This window comes from Nocardia sp. NBC_01388 (assembly GCF_045040085.1).
Lineage (GTDB): Bacteria > Actinomycetota > Actinomycetes > Mycobacteriales > Mycobacteriaceae > Nocardia.
In genome coordinates this window covers 5,582,940-5,605,436 of the sequence record NZ_CP109553.1, presented here as the reverse complement: position 1 = coordinate 5,605,436, position 22,497 = coordinate 5,582,940, and the positions used below count along the sequence as shown (strand labels likewise).

The 22,497-nt window shown below is 69.1% G+C and carries 8 protein-coding genes; all 8 read left to right on the top strand.

What is annotated here, in order from left to right:
• The first annotated feature begins 87 nt into the window (after positions 1–87).
• The 8 genes from OG716_RS27265 (at position 88) to OG716_RS27230 (ending at position 22,493) form a co-directional block, all read left to right on the top strand.
• Complete coding sequence (locus OG716_RS27265; RefSeq protein WP_405133514.1) at positions 88–2,016, top strand: hypothetical protein; 1,929 nt, start codon at positions 88–90, stop codon at positions 2,014–2,016.
• Positions 2,013–2,804 carry an ESX secretion-associated protein EspG gene (locus OG716_RS27260; protein WP_405133513.1) on the top strand — a complete coding sequence of 264 codons (792 nt, stop codon included), beginning with the start codon at positions 2,013–2,015 and terminating at the stop codon, positions 2,802–2,804. The genes OG716_RS27265 and OG716_RS27260 overlap by 4 nt, the downstream gene beginning before the upstream one ends.
• Before the next feature lie 155 nt (positions 2,805–2,959).
• Positions 2,960–3,274: a hypothetical protein gene (locus OG716_RS27255; RefSeq protein WP_405133512.1), complete on the top strand. Its 315-nt coding sequence runs from the start codon at positions 2,960–2,962 to the stop codon at positions 3,272–3,274.
• A gap of 10 nt (positions 3,275–3,284) precedes the next feature.
• Entirely contained in the window at positions 3,285–3,776 is a 492-nt protein-coding gene (locus OG716_RS27250) for a YbaB/EbfC family nucleoid-associated protein (protein ID WP_405133511.1), read from the top strand.
• 10 nt (positions 3,777–3,786) lie between these two features.
• Positions 3,787–18,732 carry a hypothetical protein gene (locus OG716_RS27245; protein WP_405133510.1) on the top strand — a complete coding sequence of 4,982 codons (14,946 nt, stop codon included), beginning with the start codon at positions 3,787–3,789 and terminating at the stop codon, positions 18,730–18,732.
• A 91-nt stretch (positions 18,733–18,823) separates the two neighbouring features.
• The gene (locus OG716_RS27240) at positions 18,824–19,129 is read left to right on the top strand and encodes a hypothetical protein (protein WP_355124430.1); all 306 of its coding nucleotides are present in this window, start codon (positions 18,824–18,826) and stop codon (positions 19,127–19,129) included.
• A gap of 253 nt (positions 19,130–19,382) precedes the next feature.
• Positions 19,383–20,681, top strand: a complete 1,299-nt coding sequence (locus OG716_RS27235; protein ID WP_405133509.1) for a hypothetical protein — start codon at positions 19,383–19,385, stop codon at positions 20,679–20,681.
• A 9-nt stretch (positions 20,682–20,690) separates the two neighbouring features.
• Entirely contained in the window at positions 20,691–22,493 is a 1,803-nt protein-coding gene (locus OG716_RS27230; RefSeq protein WP_405133508.1) for a hypothetical protein, read from the top strand.
• The last annotated feature ends 4 nt before the right edge of the window (positions 22,494–22,497 follow it).

Sequence of the window (22,497 nt, the reverse complement as noted above, 5' to 3'; positions counted from 1 at the left end):
GAATTTCCTTGCGCGCCATCGGTAGTTTACGAACGTACGGTGTGCTGGCAGGCACAGCTGAAACGGGCGGAGCGGCAGTAATTACCGATGGCACCTGACATTAAAGACCTCACGGCATGGGCGGGCCTGCGAACGTCGGCGGGGGCGTCCGCGGACCCCCTGCTCTTCAATCCCAAGGCGGCCACACAGGCGATTCAGGCGTGCGCCGACATGGTGGGCGCCATGCGCAAGTTCCGCAAGATGGCCACCGACGGCAAGCTCAACAGTATGGATCCGATCGGCGATCTGACCTCCGGCTCGCTGCTCGCCGCGGCGTACAGCAATCACGGCACCGAGTTGCTGGATTCGATCGACGCCCACATCACGATCCTGACGGATATGGCGGAGACGTTCCGGGCGGCGTCCAAGTCGTACCTGGCGGCGGACAATGCCTCGAAGGAGGCGTTCCAGGCCGCGGACCTGGACAAGATCCAGATGCCCACGACTCCGGCGGCGCTGGACTACAAGGCGCCGCAGAAGTCGGCGCCGGGAGCCTACGAGGAGCAGAGCCTGCCCAAGGGACTCCAGAACTATTCGGGCGCCAAGGAATCCGTGCCTATTCACCTGGAGAACAAGGATTCGATGAGCTGGGAACAGCTCTACGATCTGGGGCAGTCACTGGCTCCCGATACGTATTCCAATGCGGGCGAGCTCTGGAAGTCGATGTCCGGCTGGGTGGATGACAAACTCGGCACGTTCGGGAACCAGATGCAGTCGCTCAACAAGGACTGGTCGGGCGGGGGCTTCGACAAGGCGCAGGCGGCGATCACGGCCTATGCCGGACAGGTCGAGCCGCTCCGGAACACCATGGAGCTGCTGGGCGAGAGCATGCATTACACCTCGGCCTGGATGTCCTCCACGAAGTTCTCCATGCCGACGCAGCGCAAGCAGCCGTGGAATTGCGATAAGAGCGGGGCACTGCACGATGAGCAGCACTACTTCGATCGCGACTACCTGCAGCCGCTGAAGGCGACGGCGGCGGTGATTCCGGTGGTGTCGAATCCGATTCCGGTAGCCAAGCCCGCGATGATTCCAGCGAACGATCCGGGCAAGGATCCAGGGAAAGACCCGGGCAAGGATCCGGGGAAAGACCCGGGCAAGGATCCAGGGAAAGACCCGGGGAAGGATCCAGGGAAAGATCCAGGCACGGACCCGGGGAAAGATCCCGGGAAGGATCCGGGCACAAATCCCGGTGCCAATCCTGGTGCGGGCCCGGGAACTTCACCCGGCTCCTCGCCGAAGTCGAACGTAGCCGCGCCGAAGCTCCCGGCCGGCCTCGCGTCCGACCCGAATGCCAATCCGGCCGCGACGACCGACCCGAACGCCGCGAAGCCGCAGGCCTCCGTTCCCGCCTACCCGAATCCGGCGGCGACCACACCGGCGGCGGCGACCCCGGTGTCCGCCGGTACCTCGACCTCGGACAGCGGCCAGGGCCTTTCGACGCTCACCAGTCTGCTGGGCACCCTGGCGAGCGCGGGATCGACCGTGATGCAGCAGCTTCCGACGCTGCTCACACAGCTCGACTCCGCGCTGCAGACGGGCAATACCTCCGAGCTCTCGCAGTTGCTCGGGGTGTCCCAGGACAAGGTGACGGCGGCGCTCGCGCAGATTCAACAGTCGCCCGACAAGCTGGCCGAGTTGTCGCAACTCATGGGCCTGACGTCCGCGCCGGATGCCGCGGTCCCCGCCGCGGGACTGCCCGCCGACGTCACGTCCTCCGGTGCCGCGCTGGCGACGCCCGACGCGGCACAGGTGACGGGCACACCCTCGCTGACCAATCTCTTCCCGCGCGCGGGCATTGACGGCAGCCTGGTGCAGCCGGTTTTCGGTGTGACAGCAGGGCTTTCGGACGGCGTTCTGTCCGATTCCGTGACGTCGGGTGCGGATGCGGATGCGGAAGTACAGCCGGTCGACTTCCTCAGTGCCCTGACCCATATCGGTGAGGCGCCGGCCGACATCCCGGCGGTCGAGGCATGAGGTGGGAGTTCACCGACGTCGAATTCAAGGTGCTGTGCAATCGGTACCGGTCCGGGGCGATGCCCTCGCCCTTCCTGTACCTCAGTCGCACACCGCTGCTCGACGACTATCTGCGTGAGCTCGCGGAGATCGGGGACGGTCTCGACGAGCGGCTGGAGCCGGGTTTCGCCGCCGTCTTCGAGACGGTGGCGCGCCCGGAAGTCTTTGTCGGCATGCATGGCTGGCGGGACAGCGATATCGACAATCCGAAAACGCACCTGCGGGTGCACGGGGTGCGGAGCGGCAGGCGGGCCTGCGTTCTCACGCAGCAGCCGGGTGAAACCGTGGATCACGGTGGGGCGGTGACGATGGTCGAATGCGAGCCGGAGGAGCTGCCCGGCCTCCTGGTCGCCCAGCTGCCCGAGGTCGAGGCCGGGCGTTTGCCCGAGATCTCGATCGTGACCGAACCGCCAGAACCCGATCCGTACGCGAATTCCCGCTCGGCGGCGTTCGACAGTTTCGACGACACCACCGAAAGCCGCAGTCTCACTTTCCTGTCCACGCCCGCGGAGCTGACCGGCGCCCTGCAGATCCTGCAGGGCCGCTCCAAGTACGGTCCGCGCGGCATCGCGGAATCGACCGTGGTGTGGCGTGATCTGCCGGGCGACGGCCGCTATCTCATCGACCTGGACAGCCCGGCGCGCTCGGCGGTCGGGGTGACCACCCGCCGGTTCGCCGATCACATCGAGCGGACCATCGACCGGATTCTGTGGCATATGGAAGCCCGGGGCGAAGAAGAAGAGCACTGAGGGGCGGTCGGCGCCGCCCCGGCTCTTTGTGCCGAAAGAGGTTCTGCCTCCGGGTCGAATCGGCACTCTCCGTTCATATTCCGGCAACTGTCAGGTTGCCGGGGCCTGAAAAGGTCGGCATGCCCGCAGCACCTGTCCGAGTTCTGGAGGTTCTCATGGCTGACCGGCTGACGGCCTACACGGACCTGCTGCGCACCGCGGCGGGGAAGACGGCTGCGGTGCGGGACGGTATCCAGCAGGTGGTGAACACCCTGGTGAGCTCCAGTGATTCGCGTGGGGAGCCGTGGGGCGACGATTCGCTCGGGAACCAGTTCGCGAACGGCGCCAACGGTTACCTCACGAGCAAGACGAACATTCTCGAGGGCGCGAACAATATGTCCGGCACCTTCGGCAATTTCTCGCAGGGCCAGTTGGACGCGGTGACCGAGCTGACCAATATGGACCACGGCAACGCCGCCGGGCTCGAGTGAGTCTGCCGCGGTGACAAACGAATTCGCCAAGGCGGATCTGAACTCGATCCTCGAGGATTTCGCGGATCAGATGCGCACCATCACCCGCCTGCAGCAGCAGCGTGCCGCGCTGACCGCCTCGGCCACCGTGCGCGGCAAGCGGGTCACGGTGACGGTGAACGCGGAAGGCACCGTGATCGAGACCCGTTTCCGTTCCGGCATCGAGGATCTCGACTATCCGGAAATCGCGAAGGCGGTCACCGAGGCCGCCCAGCAGGCCGCCGCCGAGGTGGCACGCCTGAGCGCGGAACTCATGGCGCCGGTGTCGCAGAACCGTAAACGCCTGCCCAAGCTGACCGATCTGATTCCGGGCATGCCGGATCTGAGCAGCGAGCTGGTGGCGCCGCCGCCCCCGGTGATCTCCACCGCTCCGCCGGGTTCCGCCGAACGTGTTGCAGGGCAACAGAATTCCGGCGATTCAGGAGTGAGCCCGCGCGGCGGGGCGATCGACTCCGGATGGTGACCGGCCTGCCATGATGGAATTTCCCTCCGGGCTCGAGTGGCTGGGCTACCTGGTCGGCATGGAGTGGCCCCAGGGCAATGAGGACCAGATGTGGGCTCTGGCCCAGGACTGGCACACCGGCGGTGACGGATTGCGCAATCTGCTCGACGCCATCGCCGAGGCCAAGTCCAGTACGCTCGCCGCCTATCCGGACGGCGATGGCGTCCAGGCGATGTCGAATGCGTTCGACCTGCTGAGCGGTCAGGCCAGCGCCGACGGGAACACCTCGATCGTCGATCTGGCGGGGTTTTTCGATCAGGTCGGTGATTCGACCTACGACAGCGGCACCCAGATCCAATACACGAAGATCATGTTCTATTCGACGCTGGCCTGGCTGGCGGCGGAAATGATTGCGGTGTGGGCGTTTCCGCCGACGGCTCCCGAGGAGGAGGCCATAGCCGTGGCGTCCGGGCGGGTGGCGGTGCGCGTCATCGCCCGGGATGCCACGGCGGCGATCGAGCGCGCCCTGACCAAGCTGGTCGGTCCGGCGCTGGCGAAGTTCCTGCTCAGGCACGTCGCGCTCAATATGGCGATCGGCACTGTTCAGGATCTCGGCGCTCAGGAGATCCAGGTGCTGCAGGGGCACCGCAGCGGGATCAACTGGGAGCAGACGGCGGTCACCGCGGTCGGCGCGGGCGCGGGCGGCGCGGTCGCGGGTCCGTTCGGCAAATGGCTGGGCGGCAAACTGGCTTCCAGGGGCATGACCGGCCTGCTCAGCCAGTTGGTGACGCACGCCGGTTCCGGACTGGTCGGCGCCGGTGCGGGATTCGTCGGCGGGACGGCTACACAGTTCGGCTTCGACGTCGCCCAGCACGGCCTGAGCGATGCCGTGAAGAACCTGGAGAACACCCACTTCGATCCGCGCATGCTGACGGCGGGTTTCGGAGCCGGCGCCGTCTCCTCGCTGAATCATGCCGGCGCACACAGCTTCGGTGGCCACGGTCCGGCCACGACGCCCCACATCGGGGATCTGTCACTGGGCGACGGCACACACCCCAGGGTGAGCGACCCCGCAGCCCTCAATACCACTGGAACCCATTCCGGCACTCCGGACGAGACACATGCGGGCGACCTGAACGGTTCCGGCGGCGTCCACTCCGGGGACCCGGGCGCTTCGAGCGGCGGTCACCAACCCGGCGATCCCCAGACCGCCCCCGGCGCCGACTCGAACCACAGGTCCGGCGACGCCGGCAATTCCGATGGCGGCAACCCATCCAAGCCGGGCGACCCGCAAACCGTCACCGCCGGCGACGACACCACGCATCGCAGCGGAGCCCCCGATCCCGGGAATGCCAACGGGGACAAGGCACACCAACCCGCCGATTCCCAACCCGGTGCCAACGCGGGTGCCGCGCATCCGCCCGCGGATTCCCAGCCCGGTGCCAACGTGGGTGCCGCGCATCCGCCTGCGGATTCCCAGCCCGGTGCCAACGTGGGTGCCGCGCATCCGCCTGCGGATTCCCAGCCCGGTGCCAACGTGGGTGCCGCGCATCCGCCTGCGGATTCCCAGCCCGGTGCCAACGTGGGTCCTGGCCATCAGCCCGCGGACTCTCAACCTGCCAACGCGGGCAATGGTCATCAGCCCGAACCTTCGCGGAACGGTGCCGACTCGCCGCAGCCGGTGGTGTCGCAGAATGCCGGCGATGGGAACTCGGGCGGTGCGAGCACTTCCGGTATGAATTCCGGTGTTTCGGCGCCCGCCGGTTCGCCTGGCCCCGCCACCGATCCGGCAGGCGCCGGCCCGACGCTGTCACCCGCGAGCGCGTCCGCCCCGCCGGAAGCCGCCCCCCAGGCGCAGCCGGCCCCGGATGAGCCCGCGGAGAACTCGAACAGCGCGCCCGCCGCCCAGCCCGCCCCCGAGATCACGCCTGTCGCTGATTCCAACGCCCCCCGCGACGCGGCCGACCCGGAGCCCGCGACCTCCGTATCCGCAGACGGGAGCGGCTCGCACGCCGCCGCCCCGCACTCATCCGCCCCCGCCGTCGATTCCCCAGCACCTGTCGCCGCCGTGCCGGAATCCCGTGCGGGAGTCCCCCTCCTGGCCGAAGCCCCGGTGGTCGCGCCGAGCGGCCCCGATCACGCCGCGGCTCCTGCGGATCAGCGCACCCCCGCCCCCGAATCCCGAGCCCCCGCCGCCAACCCCGATTCCTCCCGTACCTCGCCCCCACCCCGCGCTCCCGAGCCCCCACGCCCGGACTCGACCAGGCCCCCCGCCGTATCCGATCCGACCGCACCCCGCGCCGGCAGCGCTTCCCCGCGTCCCGGCATCGGTGAATCCAAGGCCGGAATCGACACGACCACAACAAAATCCGCCCATGACCCCGCACCCGGCGTGCAATCCGAACCCCGGGCACCCGAATCACCCGTCCGCGCACCCAACTCCGACGGCTCCGCCCCCCACCCCGGAATCCACAGCGACCCAGCCGAACCCACCCCGCCCGCCGAACAGCAGCCGGAGTCTCAGCCCGCCGAACGGCAGCCGGAATCCCTGCCCGCCGAACGGCAGCCGGAGTCTCAGCCCGCCGAACGGCAGCCGGAATCCCTGCCCGCCGAACGGCAGCCGGAGTCTCAGCCCGCCGAACGGCAGCCGGAGTCTCAGCCCGCCGAACGGCAGCCGGAGTCTCAGCCCGCCGAACGGCAGCCGGAGTCTCAGCCCGCCGAACGGCAGCCGGAATCCCTGCCCGCCGAACGGCAGCCGGAATCCCTGCCCGCCGAACAGCAGCCCGAGTTCCTGCCCGCCGAACGGCAGCCGGAGTCGTCGCTCGCCGAACGGCAGCCGGAGTCCTCGCTCGCCGAACGGCAGCTCGAATCCCCGCCCGCTGAACGGCAGCCCGAGCCCCCGCGCGCCGGTATCGCAGACCCGTCCGCGCCCGCGACGGATCGTTCCCTCCCGCATGATCCGCCAGCGGACGACACGCCCGAACCGCAGCGCGACCCCATGGAGTCGCGCGCACCCGGCCCCGACGAACAGCAACCACCGCGCGCGCCGCACGACGAAGAAGCAGTGGCCGACAACAGCAATCCGGCCGATACGCCCTCCGGCGAGCCTCGTCCGGAGGACTCCGCAGCCAGCGGCCAGCACCCAGATCCGTTGGCCCCCCGCGAATCCGGCCCGGCCGAGCCGCACGAACTCACCGACCCGCGCCCCGAAGATCCCGCCGCGCCCGACCGCGTCCCGGAAGATTCACATCCCGAGGAACTTTCGGCCCCCACCGAGCCCCGAGCCGACGGCTCGCAGCCTGAAGCCCTGCGGCCGGAGGATCACCGGCCCGAGGACCTGCAACCGGAGGACTCGCCTCCCGAGGACTTGAAGCCGCAGGATCAGCGGCCTGAAGACTTGAGTTCGGGGGATCAGCGGCCTGAGGATTCGCGTTTGGGGGATCAGCGGCTCGAGGATTCGCGTTCGGGGGATCAGCGGCTCGAGGATTCGCGTTCGGGGGATCAGCGGCCCGAAGATTCGCATCCGGAGGATCAGCGGCCCAAGGACTCTCGTCCCACGGATCCGGCGCAAGCGCCGGAGCACACCGGCGCCCCCGACCGGGAGCACTCGAGCGGCAAGCACGATGACGAAGGTCCGGAGTACTTCGGCGGGGACGACTGGGGTACGGATCCTTCCGCCGGGTTGGTACCGCTGGTGCCGGTGGATCCCGTGGTGGAGCATCCGGCCACGCGCCCGTCCGACACCGCGCCGTCACCGGCCGGGCACGACGGCTCGCCGAGTAACCATGACGCACCGCGTGATTGGTCGCCGCGCCCGGACGATCACTGGTCGGGCCTGGATCCTCGCGAGGTGAAAGAGGAGCTCGAACGTCGCTGGAACTTGGACGTGCGAGGCTTCGAACTCCCCGGTGTCGACCCGGAGGCGGTTCGTGAGTTCGCCCGCGCGATCGACGAGATGATGGGCCGCTACCCGGACGGCAGGAATCTCGAGATCGTCTCGATCGAGGCGATACCCGACCGGGATACGTTCGCCTACCACCGGCCGCGCCGTGAATATGTCGGCGCGGAACGCTATCTCCGCTTCGGCGCGGGCAAGATCACGCTGAGTCTGCACTACGCCTCCCATCCCGAGGCGCTGGCTCGCACGATCGCCGAGGCCGAGGCCGAGGCCAACGGCCACCTGGTTCCGGGTTCGGCTGCGCGCCCGGTGTATTCGACGATCGTGCACGAGTACGCGCACGCACTCGACGCCGAGGCGCAGGAGGTGTGGCACACCGCCGAGCGAGCCCTGCGCGAGCACTTCGAGAGCACCCGCCCCACCATGGACGCGCAGGAGTTCCAGGACAAATACCGGGAGTGGCTGAATCAGCTCAGCGGCTACAGCTTCGATGCGAACGGCCGGTTCGACGAGGCCGAGGCGCTGGCCGAGGCCTTCACGGATGTCGAGTACAACGGCGAAGCCGCGACCGAGCCCGCCAAGGTCCTCTACTGGCACCTCATGGACGAGATCACCAGATTCGGCCCCGACCCCGAATCCGCCGACCACGTCCCCGCCGACACAATCTCCCGCCTCCCGTCCCCGGAACCAGTCGCCGAGCCCCGCCCCGCCCCCGACGCCGCCGAGCCTCACCCCGACCGCCTCCCGTCGGAGGACACCACCTTCACCGAACCGAAGCCCGACCACCCCGCATCGGACCTTCCTGACGAGCGCCCCCATCCTGACGAACCTCACCCCGAGGACCCGTCGGCGACCGAGCACGATCCCAATGCTGACCATCCAAATGATCAGCGACCGAACGACTCTGATCCGGCCGAGGCCCCGCCACGCGACGAATCCCGACTGCCGGATAAGGCTGTGCCGCGCGACGAGGCTGTGCCCCGCGATGAAGCTGTGCCGCGTGACGAGACGCTGCCGCGCGATGAGACGCTGCCGCGCGATGAGGCTGTGCCCCGCGATGAGGCTGTGCCGCGCGATGAAGCTGTGCCGCGCGATGAGGCTGTGCCGCGCGATGAGGCTGTGCCGCAGGATGATTCCCCGCCGCGAGACGACACCTCTGTTGCCGAGCGGAGGTTGCCGGACGCTGAGCCGAAGCCCGCCGACCGGTCGCCGCAGCCCGAGACATCGCGCCCGGGGGAGCGCCCTGCGAGTGATACCCGTCCCAGCAGCGCGCGGACACCCGACGAGGCGCGCCCGGAACCGCAGCAAGCGCGCGATGTTCGCCCGGCGGCCGAACCTCCGATCGAGCAGACCCATCCCGCCGGAGCCCGGAGGGATGACGCCGCGCCCGGCGACTCGCGCCGATCCGAGGGCAATCGCCCCTCGCTCGAGCCGGTCTTCTCCGATGGATCCGAGCACATTCCGTTGGCAGCTCACGACGGCGCGACCCCGCCCGGCGAGCGGCCCGCAGGCGATGGCGTCCCGGAATCCCCGTCCCGCAAGCCTGATTGGACGTCCAGCCACGACGACGAATGGTCGGCGCGGAACGCGGACGAGATCGTCAAGACGCTCAAGGACCGCTGGGGTATCCAGGCCTACGGCTTCGACCCGGCGATCCATCCCGAGGTGCTCCGCGAGTTCGCCCGAGCCATCGACGACATGATGAAGAAGTACCCCGCTACCCGCCTGATGTCGATCCGCATCGACAATCTGGGGGACAGGACCTTCGCGGAGGCGAACGCCATCCGCGATGCCTCGGGGAACAAGCGCGCCCGGAACATCATCCTGAACAGGAAGTTCGCCCTCGATCCGGAACATCTCGCCACCCGGATCACCGAGAACGAGCAGGACGGTGAGCTGGTGCCCGGCTCCGGCGACCGTCCGGTCTACTCGACGATCGTGCACGAGTTCGCGCACGCCATCGACTTCACCACCGAGGGCAAGGCCCGCGAGGAAGCCCTCTCCGTCTTGCTCGACCACCACATGGCCGACAAGAGCTTGAAAGGCGGCTTCACCCGCTGGATGCGCCAGGAGCTCAGTGGATACAGCTTCGACGAGCACGGCATGCTCGACCGCCCCGAAGCCCTCGCCGAGGCCTTCACCGACGTAGAACTCAACGGCGCCAATGCAAGTGACGGCTCCAAGCTGCTGCACAAACTGCTCGTGGACACCCTCGCCGACCACGCCGCATCGACCCGCCCCCGAACCGACCCCTCCGCTCCCGGAGCCCCCCTCCGCATTCGTGACACAGCGGAAGGCCCCGGCCCGGCGGTCGCCCGTGATCCCGCCGATGCCCACGAGCCCCCCGGCGCCCGTGGCCCGGAGGCCGCACCCCGGCCCGAGACTCCCCATGACGCCGCGAACGTGGATCCGGCTGCCTCCCTGGACCATTCGGGCGAGCACACCGAACCGTCTCCCGGCCATGACCCGTCGGACGAGTCGCGATCGGAGACGGACGGCGCCGGGAATCCGGAGCTCAGGGTCGAGCCGGAGGACCAGACGAGCGAGCCGCTCATGCGCCGCGCGTCGGACCCGAACGATCCGGACACCTGGATCGATCGCATGAATGCCGAGCACGCCGACATCTCGGCTCGGGCGGACGCGAACGATGCCCGCTACCTCCACGATCTGGCCGACCGCGAGGTGCCGGGCACACCGGAGGCCTACGAGGCCCGCCTCCGAGCCGAGCAGGCGGACCTACTCGCCCGCATCTCCGCCGAGCGCGCGGACTACCTCTGGGAGATGGCCGGCGGCCGCCCGGAAGACCCCGCCGCAGGCGCATCCGAAAGCCTCACCGCCGGTGCGGAACCGGTGCAGGGCGGCGAGTCGAACGCATCCGCTCCGAAGGGTGAACTCCCACCAGCCGCCGACGGCGCCGGAGACGGCGGAAAGAAGCCCCCCGCTCCGCCCCGCAGCAGCGAGCCCGAGCCCGAGCCTGGCGACGAAAAGTCAACGCCCGCAAGCGAGAACGAGACACCTGCACCGGACGGCCGGAACACTCCGCCCGCCGGCGAGGGTGAGAAGCCGGCGGCCGAGCAGGGTGTGAACGCCGGGCCCGAAGGTGAAAAGTCCACGCCGCCAGGGCAGCCGAAGCCCGCAGGTGAGCACGAGGCTCCTGCGGCCGAGCAGACGCCGGACCCGGTGCACGCCGCGAACGCCGAGGAGAAGGCGCCCCCGGGCGGGGAGATGGTGCCCGCGTCGGAGGCGCCGACCGCGGAGATTGCTCCTGCGGGAGAGGGCGCGCCGGACGAGTCGGGCCCGCGTTCGGTGGATCCGGCCAAGGTGTCGCCCACACTGCGGGCGGTGCTGGACTTCCTGGCGAAAGCGCCGCTGGAGCACAATGCCCATCAGCGCACGCCGGAGGAGCTGCAGTACCTGGCCCGCCTGGCGGACGCATTGGGTCTGTCCGATGCGCTGAACCGGCGTCCGGACGCCCTGGCGTCGCTGCAGGAACTGGCCGAAATAGCCAGGGCGCGTGGCTTCTTCGGTGACCCCGACACCGGTCGTCCACCGGCGTCGATGCGGAATCCGGAGGAATTCGACCCGCTCTCCCTCGACGAGCGGTACGGCGGTGAGGAGTACTGGCGGAACGAGGTCGATCCCGACGAATTGCGTGCGACCGAGGCCGAGCTCCGTGACCTGGGTATCGCCGACCGCTTGAACGACGCCGCCGCAGCAGAGGCCGCGGCGGGCCGACCGGCGCTGGAGCGCAATGCTTCTCGCCCCCCGGACGAGCATGCCGGTCTGCCGCTGGAGCCGTGGTCGGATCCGGCCCACAATGCGGATGCCGCCCCGCGTGCCTTGACCATGGATGAGCTTCGCGAGGACATCGCGCGCCGTCTGGGCTTGTCCGATGAGCAGATCTCGCCCGAACGCCTACCGGAGACAGCGGGCGAGCTGCAGTACCGGAATATGTTGCGCGCCGGTGCGATCGAGGCCCTGGACGAGGTCTCCGCCCGCCATGACGCGGCGACCGATCCTGGACAGCGCGCGCAGCTGGCGCAGATCCGCGACGAGTGGGCACGCCTGCTGCGCGTCGATCCGGATCTGCTGGCTCCCGGAGTGCGCGAGCAGACGCTGGCCGATCTGCGCAATGAAACCCTCCGCCGCACAGCGGATGTCGCGGATCTCATGGCCGTCACGTTCCACACCCCCGACCCGTCCGGCCCGCAGCATCTGGTGCTGGAGGCCGACGGCGAGCGCGTCCACGTCACGGTGCGCACCGACGAGAACGGCGTCAAGCATCTCGAGCCCGCCACCCGCCCGTCCCTGCCCGGCGATCGGGTTCCGGCGAAAACCGAGCCGGTGCGCCCGCCGTTCCTACAGCGACTCTGGAAATTCATCCGGGGTGGATTCCACGATCAGTACCCGAAATACGCCTCGGGCTCGGGTCTCGACGGCACCGGCCAGAAGCAGATCATCCACGAGATCGGCGGCTGGCTGCACAACGACTTCCTGCACGAACTCGATATCAACCCGTCTCGCCTGGCCAAGGAATTCGCGACCTTCTGGAAGGCGCGCGAGGATCTTCCCCTGGTCAACCGGCTCACCGCCAAGATCGCGAACGTGACGTCGGAGGTTGTTCCGATGCGCACCAGGGACGGTGGCGAGTACGAGCCGTGGTTCAGCGAGGTCGACCCGGCCACCCGTGCGCGGGCGGCGGCGGACCTGCTCGCAGCGGGTATCTCGAACGAGGATCCGCCCTCCGCTCGACCGGTCGAGAAACCGCCCGCACTCGCCCCCACCGAGGATCCGGCGGCGGTCGCACAGCGTCCGCCCTTGCCCGAGTTGACAACTGGTGAGCATCCCGCCGAACTGCCTGGCGGACAGCATGATCCAGAGCCCCAGCCGCATCTGGATGATTCGGCCGGCACCCGCGAGGTGCTGCCGAAGGCGCTCGCCGATCAGCTCGACATCCGCGACGACGCCCTGCGGGAGGTGCTGAAACAGGCTGCACGACAGGGCATCGACCTGACTACGGCCGACCCGGAAACACTGCGCAAATTCGTCGACAGAGCGAACTACGTGATGATGCGCCGCGCGGGCGCGGTGGAAGCACTGGCCGATGCCGCGCGCAGCTACAACCTCCAGGACGGTCGTGTTCCCTACAGCAGGGAGATGAACTTCTTCGACAAGGATCCGCTGGGCCGTTACCTGCGTGAGCTGGTGCACAGCGATCCGACTCGAAAAGAATGGGCGATCAGCAAACTGGCCCGCAAAATCGGTTTGATCGGCAAGGACGATCCGCTGGTCACTGCGCTCGAGTGGGAGAGCAAGCCGAATGGTGGCGATCCGGCACGCCACTTCGACAGCCTGTCTCCCGAGGAGATGTCGACGCGCAAGGAGGGCATCCTCTTCGACCGCGCCCTCATGCGCGACCAGATTCGCGAGGAACGGTCGAATTGGGCGCAGATGCTCGGTGTCGGCCTGGACGAACTGACTCCCGAACGACTGCCGCACACCCTCGCCGAATTGCGCATGGCGGTGCGCGAGCACGCCGATCAGGTGGTCGATTTCCGGCACGCGGTCGACGACTATGTGAACGCTGACGACCAGGTGCGCGCGACGGCCAACGGCATCGCCGATGATGTCGCCAGATCCTGGGTCGACGAGCACGGCGGCGTGACCCTGGACGACAGCGTGAGCATTCTCGCCGGTGATCCGCCCCGCCTGACGGTGATTCGGGGCGGTGCCGACCACGCGGAGGTACTGGCCACCTTCCTCGCCGAGCATCCGGAGATCGGTCACCAGCTCAACGACGGCCGCCTCGCACTGGATTTCCGCGCGGTCAAGCTCGACGAGCTCGGCAACCTGCACGTTGTCGGCGAGCCGACCCCCGAGGTGCGCTTCCACGAGCTCGACCTGAACGGTGAGCGGGTCCCGGCCACCATGCTGCGCGGCGATCCGGCCGCACCCTGGCGCATGCCCGAGCCCTCGGCGCCCGGCCCGGTGGCAGCCGCGGAGCCGCACACCTCCCCGCGCTCAGCCGACGAATTGCTCGCCGAGCGCAATGCGCTGGCGAAGAAGCTGCTCGTCTACCGCGACGATCTGTCCCCGGATGAGCTGGCCGCGACCATCAAGGCCATGCAGCACGAGAACGCCCTGCGTGCCGCCCAGATCGAGGGCATGGCCGACTTCATCCAGAGCAGCGACAAGATCGAGGGGTTCCACGGCCTCAATGAGGCGCTGCAGGAACTGGCCCACCGGCTGGGGCTCGATCCCGCCGAGCTCACGCCCGAGCGGATGGCCGCGGCCATGGCCGATCCGGGTGTGCGTAATGTGCGCCGACTGCAGGCGGTGGAGGATCTGCTCGCGTACGCGAAGGCGCTGGGCAAACCCAATCTCGATGCCGCCCTTGCGGCGCGGGCGAAGCTGGCCGAGCGTCTCGGTGTCGCGCCCGAGGATCTATACGGCGAAAAGTACAACAAGAAGGCGGATCTGTTCGAAGCGGATCCCGAATCCGCCGACCCCAAGGCGACACTGCGAGCGATCAACGATCTGCTGCATCGGTCCCTGGAGCGGCCGGAACTGCTTGCGGCGCTGACCGAATACGCACGCACCCTGGGCAATCTGGATCCGTTCCACAACGATTTCCAATTCGACCCGAGGTCGGATCCGCGGATTGCCGAGGGCGAGCTGCCCATTCACGATCCGGACGCGCCCAATCACCTGCGCGGCTTCGCTCCCGACCTGATGGGCGAGGCGCCGCGGGTGGACGAACCGCCCCAGGACGGGCCGGTGTGGGCGCGGCTGCAGGGTTTGGAGCTCGGTGACGATCCGGTACGGAAGACCAAGGCCTACGAGGCTTATCTCGACGGCAAGATCGAGAAATTCGAACGCCCGACGGATGAGGACACCAAGCAGACGATCGAGGACCTGCGCGCCGAAGTCAGTGCGCGCGCTGCCGATATCGAGGCGCTGAAGCAGGTTTCCGAGCATTACAACCAGGCGGTCGCGCCACTCGAGGCGGAGCTTCCGCCCGCCCGTCCGAGCCTTGCCGCCGCCCAACTCGACAGCGCGCGAACCGGTTTCGAGCACGCGGGGAACAGTCTTGACGCGGCACTGAACCGGGTCACGCAACCCGATGCGCACGCACCGCATCTGGAGGCGGCTCCGGGCCGTCCGATTCGCCCCGAGGATCTGACGCCGCAGCGGCTGGCGTCCACGCTCGAACATCTCGAGCAGCTGCCCGTCCCAGAGGCGTTGCGCTCCAGCCACGAGGCGCGGATAGCCGAATTACGCGCTGCCGCAGAGGATTACCACGCCGCCGAGGAACGCGTTCGAGTGGCCGAGCGGGAGCTGGATCGCTCGCTCGCGGCCGGCGCGCGGCCGGGCGAGGCTCCGATAGACACCCTGCGCCGTGAGCACGACCAGGCGGTGCGCGACCGCAAACAGGCGATGAGCGGTGTCCGCGTCAATGAATCCGACCTGACCCCCGAACACTTCCGCGATGCCCTGGACGAGGCCGCCCAGCACGCCCGAACTCCCGATGAGCAGGCCGCGGCCACCCCGCGAATCAATCGGCTGCACGACGCGACCGTGCGGGTGCATCAGATCGAGGAATTGATCGCCCGCCACGAGGCCGAGGCTCAGTCGCAGGCTCGCGCCGCGGAGTCCCCACTCGATACCGCCCGCCGCGAATCCGCCTCGGCCCAGCGGGAACTCGATGCCGCGAAGGCCGCCCGCGATGCGGTCCTGAACGAACCGAAACCCTCCGGCGCCGCCGAATTCGAGGCGCACACCGACGCCCTCCGAGAAGCCGTACACCGCGTCGACGAGGCACAGACCGCCGCCGACCGCTGGTCAACCGAGGTAGATCGGCTACAGTCCGCCGCCGATCGCGCCGCCGTCTCACCCCACGAGGCCGCAGCCCTCGCCCGCGACGCCGCCCAGACCGCCCTGAAGCAGGCGATCACCGACTTCCGCGCCGCCACCGGCCTGAACCGCGTCGCCGAATCCGACCTCACCCCAGAACATCTCGACGCCACCCTCGACACCCTCCGCGGTGAAACCGTCCTATCCAACGCCCCCGGCAGCCGCACCGCCTTCGAAGACCTCCGCGCCGCCGCCGAAAACCTCCACCGCGCCGAAGACCTCGCCACCTGGGTCGACGAAAACATCCCCCGCCCCACCGACCCCACGTCGCCGCCCCCCAAAGGCCCTGGCCCGGACGGGGATGGCTCCGGTCCGGACGGGGATGGCCCTGGCCCGGACGGGGATGGCTCCGGTCCGGACGGGGATGGCCCTGGCCCGGACGGGGATGGCTCCGGTCCGGACGGGGATGGCCCTGGCCCGGACGGGGATGGCTCCGGTCCGGACGGGGATGGCTCCGGTCCGGACGGGGATGGCTCCGGTCCGGACGGGGATGGCTCCGGTCCGGACGGGGATGGCTCCGGCCCGGACGGGGATGGCTCCGGTCCGGACGGGGATGGCTCCGGCTCGGACGGTAGTGGTCCTCACCCCGCGGGGGATGGCCCGACCGGCGGCGCACCGGAAACACATGTAGGCCCTGGGCAACCAGGCGGGGACGGTCCTGGTCAGGACGCGAAGGGTCCTCGCCCTGCCGGGGACGGCCCGACCGGCGGTACGCCTGAGACGCCTGTGGGGGCTGAGGAATCGGGCACCGACCCCGGCGATCCGAGTGGTGAATCTCTGAAACCCTTTGTCGATCCGGCTGCGAATGCTGGTGCCGAGGGTGCGGGTCTCGGCCAGTCCGAACACGCTGGTGCGAATCCTGTTGCGGCTCAGCATGACCCGAGCGAGTCAGCGGGTGGTCGACTGGAGGCCGGCGCCGATCCTGCCGGGACCGGGGCCGAGGTTGGAGCCCAGGCCGGAGCGGGGCCGGCTCCGGAGTCCGGCGGCTGGCGTGCGGCGGGGCCCGCCCACACGCACGAGCCGACCACCCCGGATATTGCGGCCCGGTTGACGGAGCAGGGGCAGCTGGAGGAGCAGCGCGCGCAGGCTGCGCTGGCCGCAGCCGGTGACCTGGCCCGCACCCTGGACCCGACCCTCGACCCGCGCGGCATGAGCGCGCACGACCTCGAGGCCGCGATCAACACCAGGCTCGCCGCCGAGGCGACCCGCATCGACGAGATCATGAACCGCGCCCACGTTCCCAAGGAACAGATGGTGCGGTACTTCGAGGAGCGCGACGAGGCCCAGCAGCGCATGGCGGAACTGACCAGACTCCGTGCGCGCCTGGCCCAGCACTTCGGCGACTACCACCAGTCGCACCGCGATTCCGTCGACGCGATGACCCGCGCGCAAATGCTGGCAGCCGAGGACGTACTCACCCGCGCCGGCGCCGCCAACCTCGCCCCCGGCGTCGGACTCCTCGCCGCCGACCGCGAGGTCCTGGTAGTCAGCCCACTCTCCGACCCAAGCGCCGTACTCGACGAAAATCTGCGCACCACCCTCGCCGCCCAAGGCATCTCGGTCCACTACCAGCAGATCCACCTCGCCCCCGACGGCACCGTCACCGTAGTCGACCTCCTACCCCCGGAACCCCCCTCATCCGGCCCCGCCTCCGAACCGCCACCACCCCCCGGCCCCGACGGTTCCGGCCCGCTACACCCGAATCCGCCTCCGCCCCAGGGCCCCTCGCCCGCCCCGACTACCGGCGCGGAGCCGTTGCCTGGGCGTGGTCGCGGCCGGGCCGACGATTCCGGCCCGGTTGGAGCCGCGCGGGCCGAGGACGCCGGGGCGGGTGACGATCCGCGGTGGTTGCGGGATTTCGCCCGTGAGCGCTCACATATGCCGATCGTGCCGCACAACCTGCGGACAAACTTCCCGAACTACACTCCGCAGCCGTCGCAACAGCCGTATCCGTGGACGCCGCCTGCGGATTTGGTGCCCGGCCCGCAGCAGCCGCAGCCCCCGGTCCCGCCCCCACCCCCGACAATCCCGCCGCCCCCGAGCGCGCCGCCCAACCCGGCGCCCCCACACACGCCGACCCCGGCACCGCCGAGCAATCCGGCACCGTCGGCCCCTCCCATGCCGAAACCGCCTGCGCCTCGGACGGTTCCGCCTGCGCCTCCGGCGGTTCCACCTGTACCGCCGACGGTTCCGCCCGCACCCCCGACGGTTCCGCCTGCGCCTCCGGCGGTTCCACCTGTACCGCCGACGGTTCCCCCGCCGCCTGTGCCGCCGTCCCCGCCGAGTGAGCCGTGCCCGCCTGGCTCCCCGTACCCTCCTCCGGGTTGGCCACCCGGCCAACCGGTTTCGCCCCCTGGCGCCTGGCCACCCGGTGGTTCACAGCCCCCGTCCGGGGGAGCCCCCGGCGGTGGTGCGCCGTGGAATGATGGCGGCCATCCGCCGACCTCACCCTGGCCGAATGATGTTGTGCCACAACAGCCACACGGTTCGCCGGATGGCCCCGGCAGCGGCCCGCACGGTGGCGCGCCGCACGGACCGGGTAGCCCTTACGCCTCCGGGCCGGACGGGACAGGCACGCCGCACGGATTCGCGCCGGACGGGTCGGGCGGACTCGCCTCGGATGGTGGTCCAGCCTCCGCAGCCGGCGGCCCGGGCAACCAGCCCACGGCCGCGCCACCGATGGGTGCGCCGCCGATGGGTGGCGCACCCGGCCATGGCAACGGTGACGGAGCCAAGCCGCGGCAGCGGTTCCCGCGCGCCTCCGGTCCGGCCAACAGCGGCGGGGAGCTGTATCTGCGTTCGCATTCCGGGTTCGGCGAGTGCGCGCTCTTCGATCCTGCGACGGGCACGATGCGCTCGGCTCCGCCGGGCGGTGGCTCGATGGCAGGTGTCTACGGAGATATGGACGGCGTGCCCGTGATCCTCTACCGCGATGCCCAGTACGGATTGGTGCTGCGCGTCGCGGACCAGGTGTTCCCGGTGGATCGTCTGGGCGCGGACGCGATCTGGGAGCGCACCAGGGATTTCCATCGATTCGCGGTGCGGGTGGAGGCCCGCCCCCACTGCGAGGTGCGGTACCGCCCGGTGTCGTCCGACGCGGATCTGGGCATGCTCATTCGAGACGTGCTCGCCGACCCGGCCCGCAGGTCGGGCATCTTCGGGTGATCGAGGTGAGTTGGCCAATTCTTACGACTTCGGTCACCCCACGGTCATCCGGCATATGTGATGCTGACAAGCAACGAGGGAGGATACGGACGTGCGCGACGGCTATCCCAGCCACGACGAGTTGCGGGAGAACTTCGACCAGGTGCTGGCGGACGTGCTGGCAGGGCAGGGCCCCCGCAGCGCCACCGGCCTCGACGACGACACCCAGACCGCCCTGTGGGCGATCTTCAAGGCCTATCCGGACGTCACCCCCGAGATGGTCGAGGCCGCGCGGCAGGCCCTCGCCGGCCAGCTCGACGGCAGCAATGCCGCGCGCTGGGAGCAGGACATGGAGAAGTGGTTCGAGGAGCGTGAACAGCGCAAAAACGCCCGCGAGCAGCAGGAGCACCCGGACTAGCGGGCTACCGATCGAAGCGGGACGATTCGCACCGGAGGTGAAGTCGGAGAACACTTTCCGCCCGGCCCGGCGCGGCATCGTCGCGTCGTGAATTCGCCGATATTTCCGGATTCAGCAACCACACGGTCGGCCGGGATATGTGATGCTGGCAGTCGGTTAGTCGACAGCCGAGGAGGATGGACGTGCGCACTGGCTGCCCGATGCCGCGCATCGGGGCATGGAGACGACGACCCCCGAGAGGAGCCGATCGCCCATGACCACGTCGCACGATGCCAGCGAAACCCGCACCGGTGAACAGGATCCCAGCACCGCCGCTCCGGGCGCGGTCGGCCCGGACCTCGAATCCGTCCCGGATGTCGGCTTCAATATCTCCTCGGACGGCGTCGTCACCGATGTCATCGATCCCGCCGAGCAGTCCAGGCAATTGGCGCATCGTATTGCGCGCGAACTGATGTCGATCGCCCCCGAGGGCTGGCACCACGTGGATGCCGCATTCTCGCTGACTGTCACCGGCAGCCTGGCCCACGTGGTCTTCCACGACGACCAGCAGCGACAGGCCCGGATTTCCCCGCCGCAGGAAGTACTTTCGCTGGTCGCGGAGCATCGTGGGGTCGCGGCCCAGCTGGGCGACGGTCCGTGGTGGCGCCTACTGCTGTCGGTCACCACGACCGGCGAGCTGACCGTCGACCACGACTACGGCGACGAGCCCTTCCCCGACGATCAGCTCTTCGCCCCGCAGGACTATCTCGCGGACCTCGGCGCTCACCCGCGCGCTGTCCTGCCCACCTGGCTGGGCGCCTATGTGCGCCACGACAATCGGCAGTCGCGCACTCCGAAGCAGGCGGCCGTCGCCGCTCGCGCCGATCGCGAATCCGGTGTGCTGCCGACACTCTCGCAGGATGATTTCCCGGATCTCCCGCTGCTCTGGGCGCGCTGGTCGGCCATCGCTGCGGCCTTCGTCGCGGTCGGTTCGGACTGGGGTCCGCGTGCGCTGCCGTCCTTCGGCTGGTTCGAAGGCTCCCGCCGCTCCGGCTCTTCGCTGTACCTCCTGCCGGGTGGCCGCGCGGTGCTTTCGGGAGGTGTGTGGGACGCCCCGGAGTTGTCGGCCGCCTACAACGGCAGAGCGCCGCTGCCGCAGCTGTACTCGGGTGCGCCGGAGTGGGTCGCGAATTCGGTGTTGAACGCCCGCGCCGCAGGCGGTCTGCTTAGTTTCTGCTACTGGTGGGAGCGCGGTCGCTGGTATCGCGGCGAGTCTCCGGCAGCGGCCGATCTCGCCGCCGCGGTGCCCGGTATCTGGACCTCGACCACGGTCTCCGATGTGATCGCCGGCCTGGTGGCCGAGGACCCCACTCCCGAACAGCGCACTGCGATAGCCGAATTCGTCGCCGCCGCCGAGCGAGGCGATATCACCCGCGCCCTGCTGGCCGAAACATTCGGTCCCGCAGCATATCTGGATGAGGCGCACTACCAGCTGACCCTGGCGGGCCTGATCCGCACCGACCCGGACCCGCTGCCGGAGTCCGAAGTGCATTCGACGAGTTGGACGAGTTAGGAGCGGGACATGGGTACCGAATCCGTCAACCCCTGGCTTGGCACCGCGCAGGCGGCGCACGATGGCACGCTGACACTCGACAAGGGTGCGGCGACAAAGGCCGCCGGCTACGCGGCGGACCTGTCGCACTCATTGACCATGACCAAGCAGTGGGTCTTCGTGGTCAAGGAGCACAAGGGTTTCAGCGATAACGGCTATCTGCCGAAGGCGGTGGCGCTCGCGGGCCGTTTCGATACTGAGGGCGGCCGCCTCGCCACGATCATCGACCACTACATCACCCTGGTGGACGCGCTGGGTGACACCCTGGTGACGGCGGGCAAGCTGTACGACGCTACGGAGGAGGATTCGACCACCGCCTTCAACGACTTCAAACGGACCTCCGACGGCAACTACCCGGTCCTGAACCTGACGCCGAACGGCAAGGCCGCCATCCCGACCTGGAGTCAGCCGACGGCGGATGCCGCTTTCGACAAGAACAGCGGATACGGCGGTCTGAAGGGCATCGGCAAGACCGATCTCGCGCACTACACCGACGCGATCGGCGCCGAGGATCCGACAGGCCATGGCGGCCAGTGGTTCTACGAGGTCGGAGTCGGCATCAATCCGCAGACGGTGGCCGATCGCAGCGATGACTGGAAGACCATGGCCGGTTGGATCTCCAGGGATTTCAACACTCTCGATACCCTCATGGCGGGGTTCGAGAAGGACAAGTCGTGGACCGGCGCCGGCGCCAAGGGTGCGATCGCGGCGGTCAAGCAGTTCAAGACCCAGGCCGATGATCTCGTCACCGAGATGGGCCTGATGTCATCGAATCTGGACTTCACCGCCGGCTTCCTGCGCAATACCAAGGCCGCGCTGCCCGAGGGCTGGGACGGCGACAAACTGAACGGCACTCCCACCGAAGACGCCGTGGTCAAGGTGGCGATAGCCGGTTTCAAGGCCTGGTACATCCCCGGAATGCCGCACGCCAGCACCGCGATTCCGAAACTCTCCGATCCCACCGCACCGCCGCCCAGCCTGCAGACGCCGCCGACCCATCAGCCCAGGACCGGGCCGGGTAGTCAGCCGTCGACCGGGCCGGGTTCCTCGCCCGGAGCCGGTCCGTCGGCGATGCCGTCGCTGGGCGGCCAGTTGCAGAGCCTTTCGAACGCGGCACTGACCCCCAAAGAGGCGAAGCTCCAGACGGATCCGAGCAAGACAGATCCCAGCAAGACCGATCCGAGTAAGTCAGATCCGGGTACGTCCGGCCAGCCGGATCCAAATCAGTCGGACCTTGGTCAGAACACCAATCCCGCTGCGACGAGCCAGGACTCGAGCTCGCAGGCGTCCCAGCTGCAAAGCGCCCTGCAGCAGGCCGCCCAGAGCATGCAGTCGGCACAGACGACCACCGCGCAGCAGCAACAGCAGCAGACCCAGGATCAGCTGAAAGATATGACCCTGGCCGGAATGCCCAATCTGCTCAATCAGCTGTCCAAGGATCTGCCGGGCGGCGGCGGGCCCGGGGGCGGTGGTCCCGGCGGCCTCGGAGTGGCCCCTCTCAAAGAGCTCAACTCACGCCTGTTCCCGCGTGCGGCCGTCGCCATCGAATCCGCCGACGCCGCCATCGCCCGGGCCGGAATCGCCGCCGGTTCCGCGACCGCGGCGCCGATGGGCGGCATGGGCGGCGGCATGGGCGGTATGGGTCACGGCGCCGGTGGCCATGGCGGTCAGGGCAAGGAGCACAAGCGCGCCGAATTCCTCGATTCGACCGAGGCTCTCGAGACCGCCATGGGCGAGGCGCCGATCGTGGCGAAGCCCGTGGTGGAGGGCTGACCTC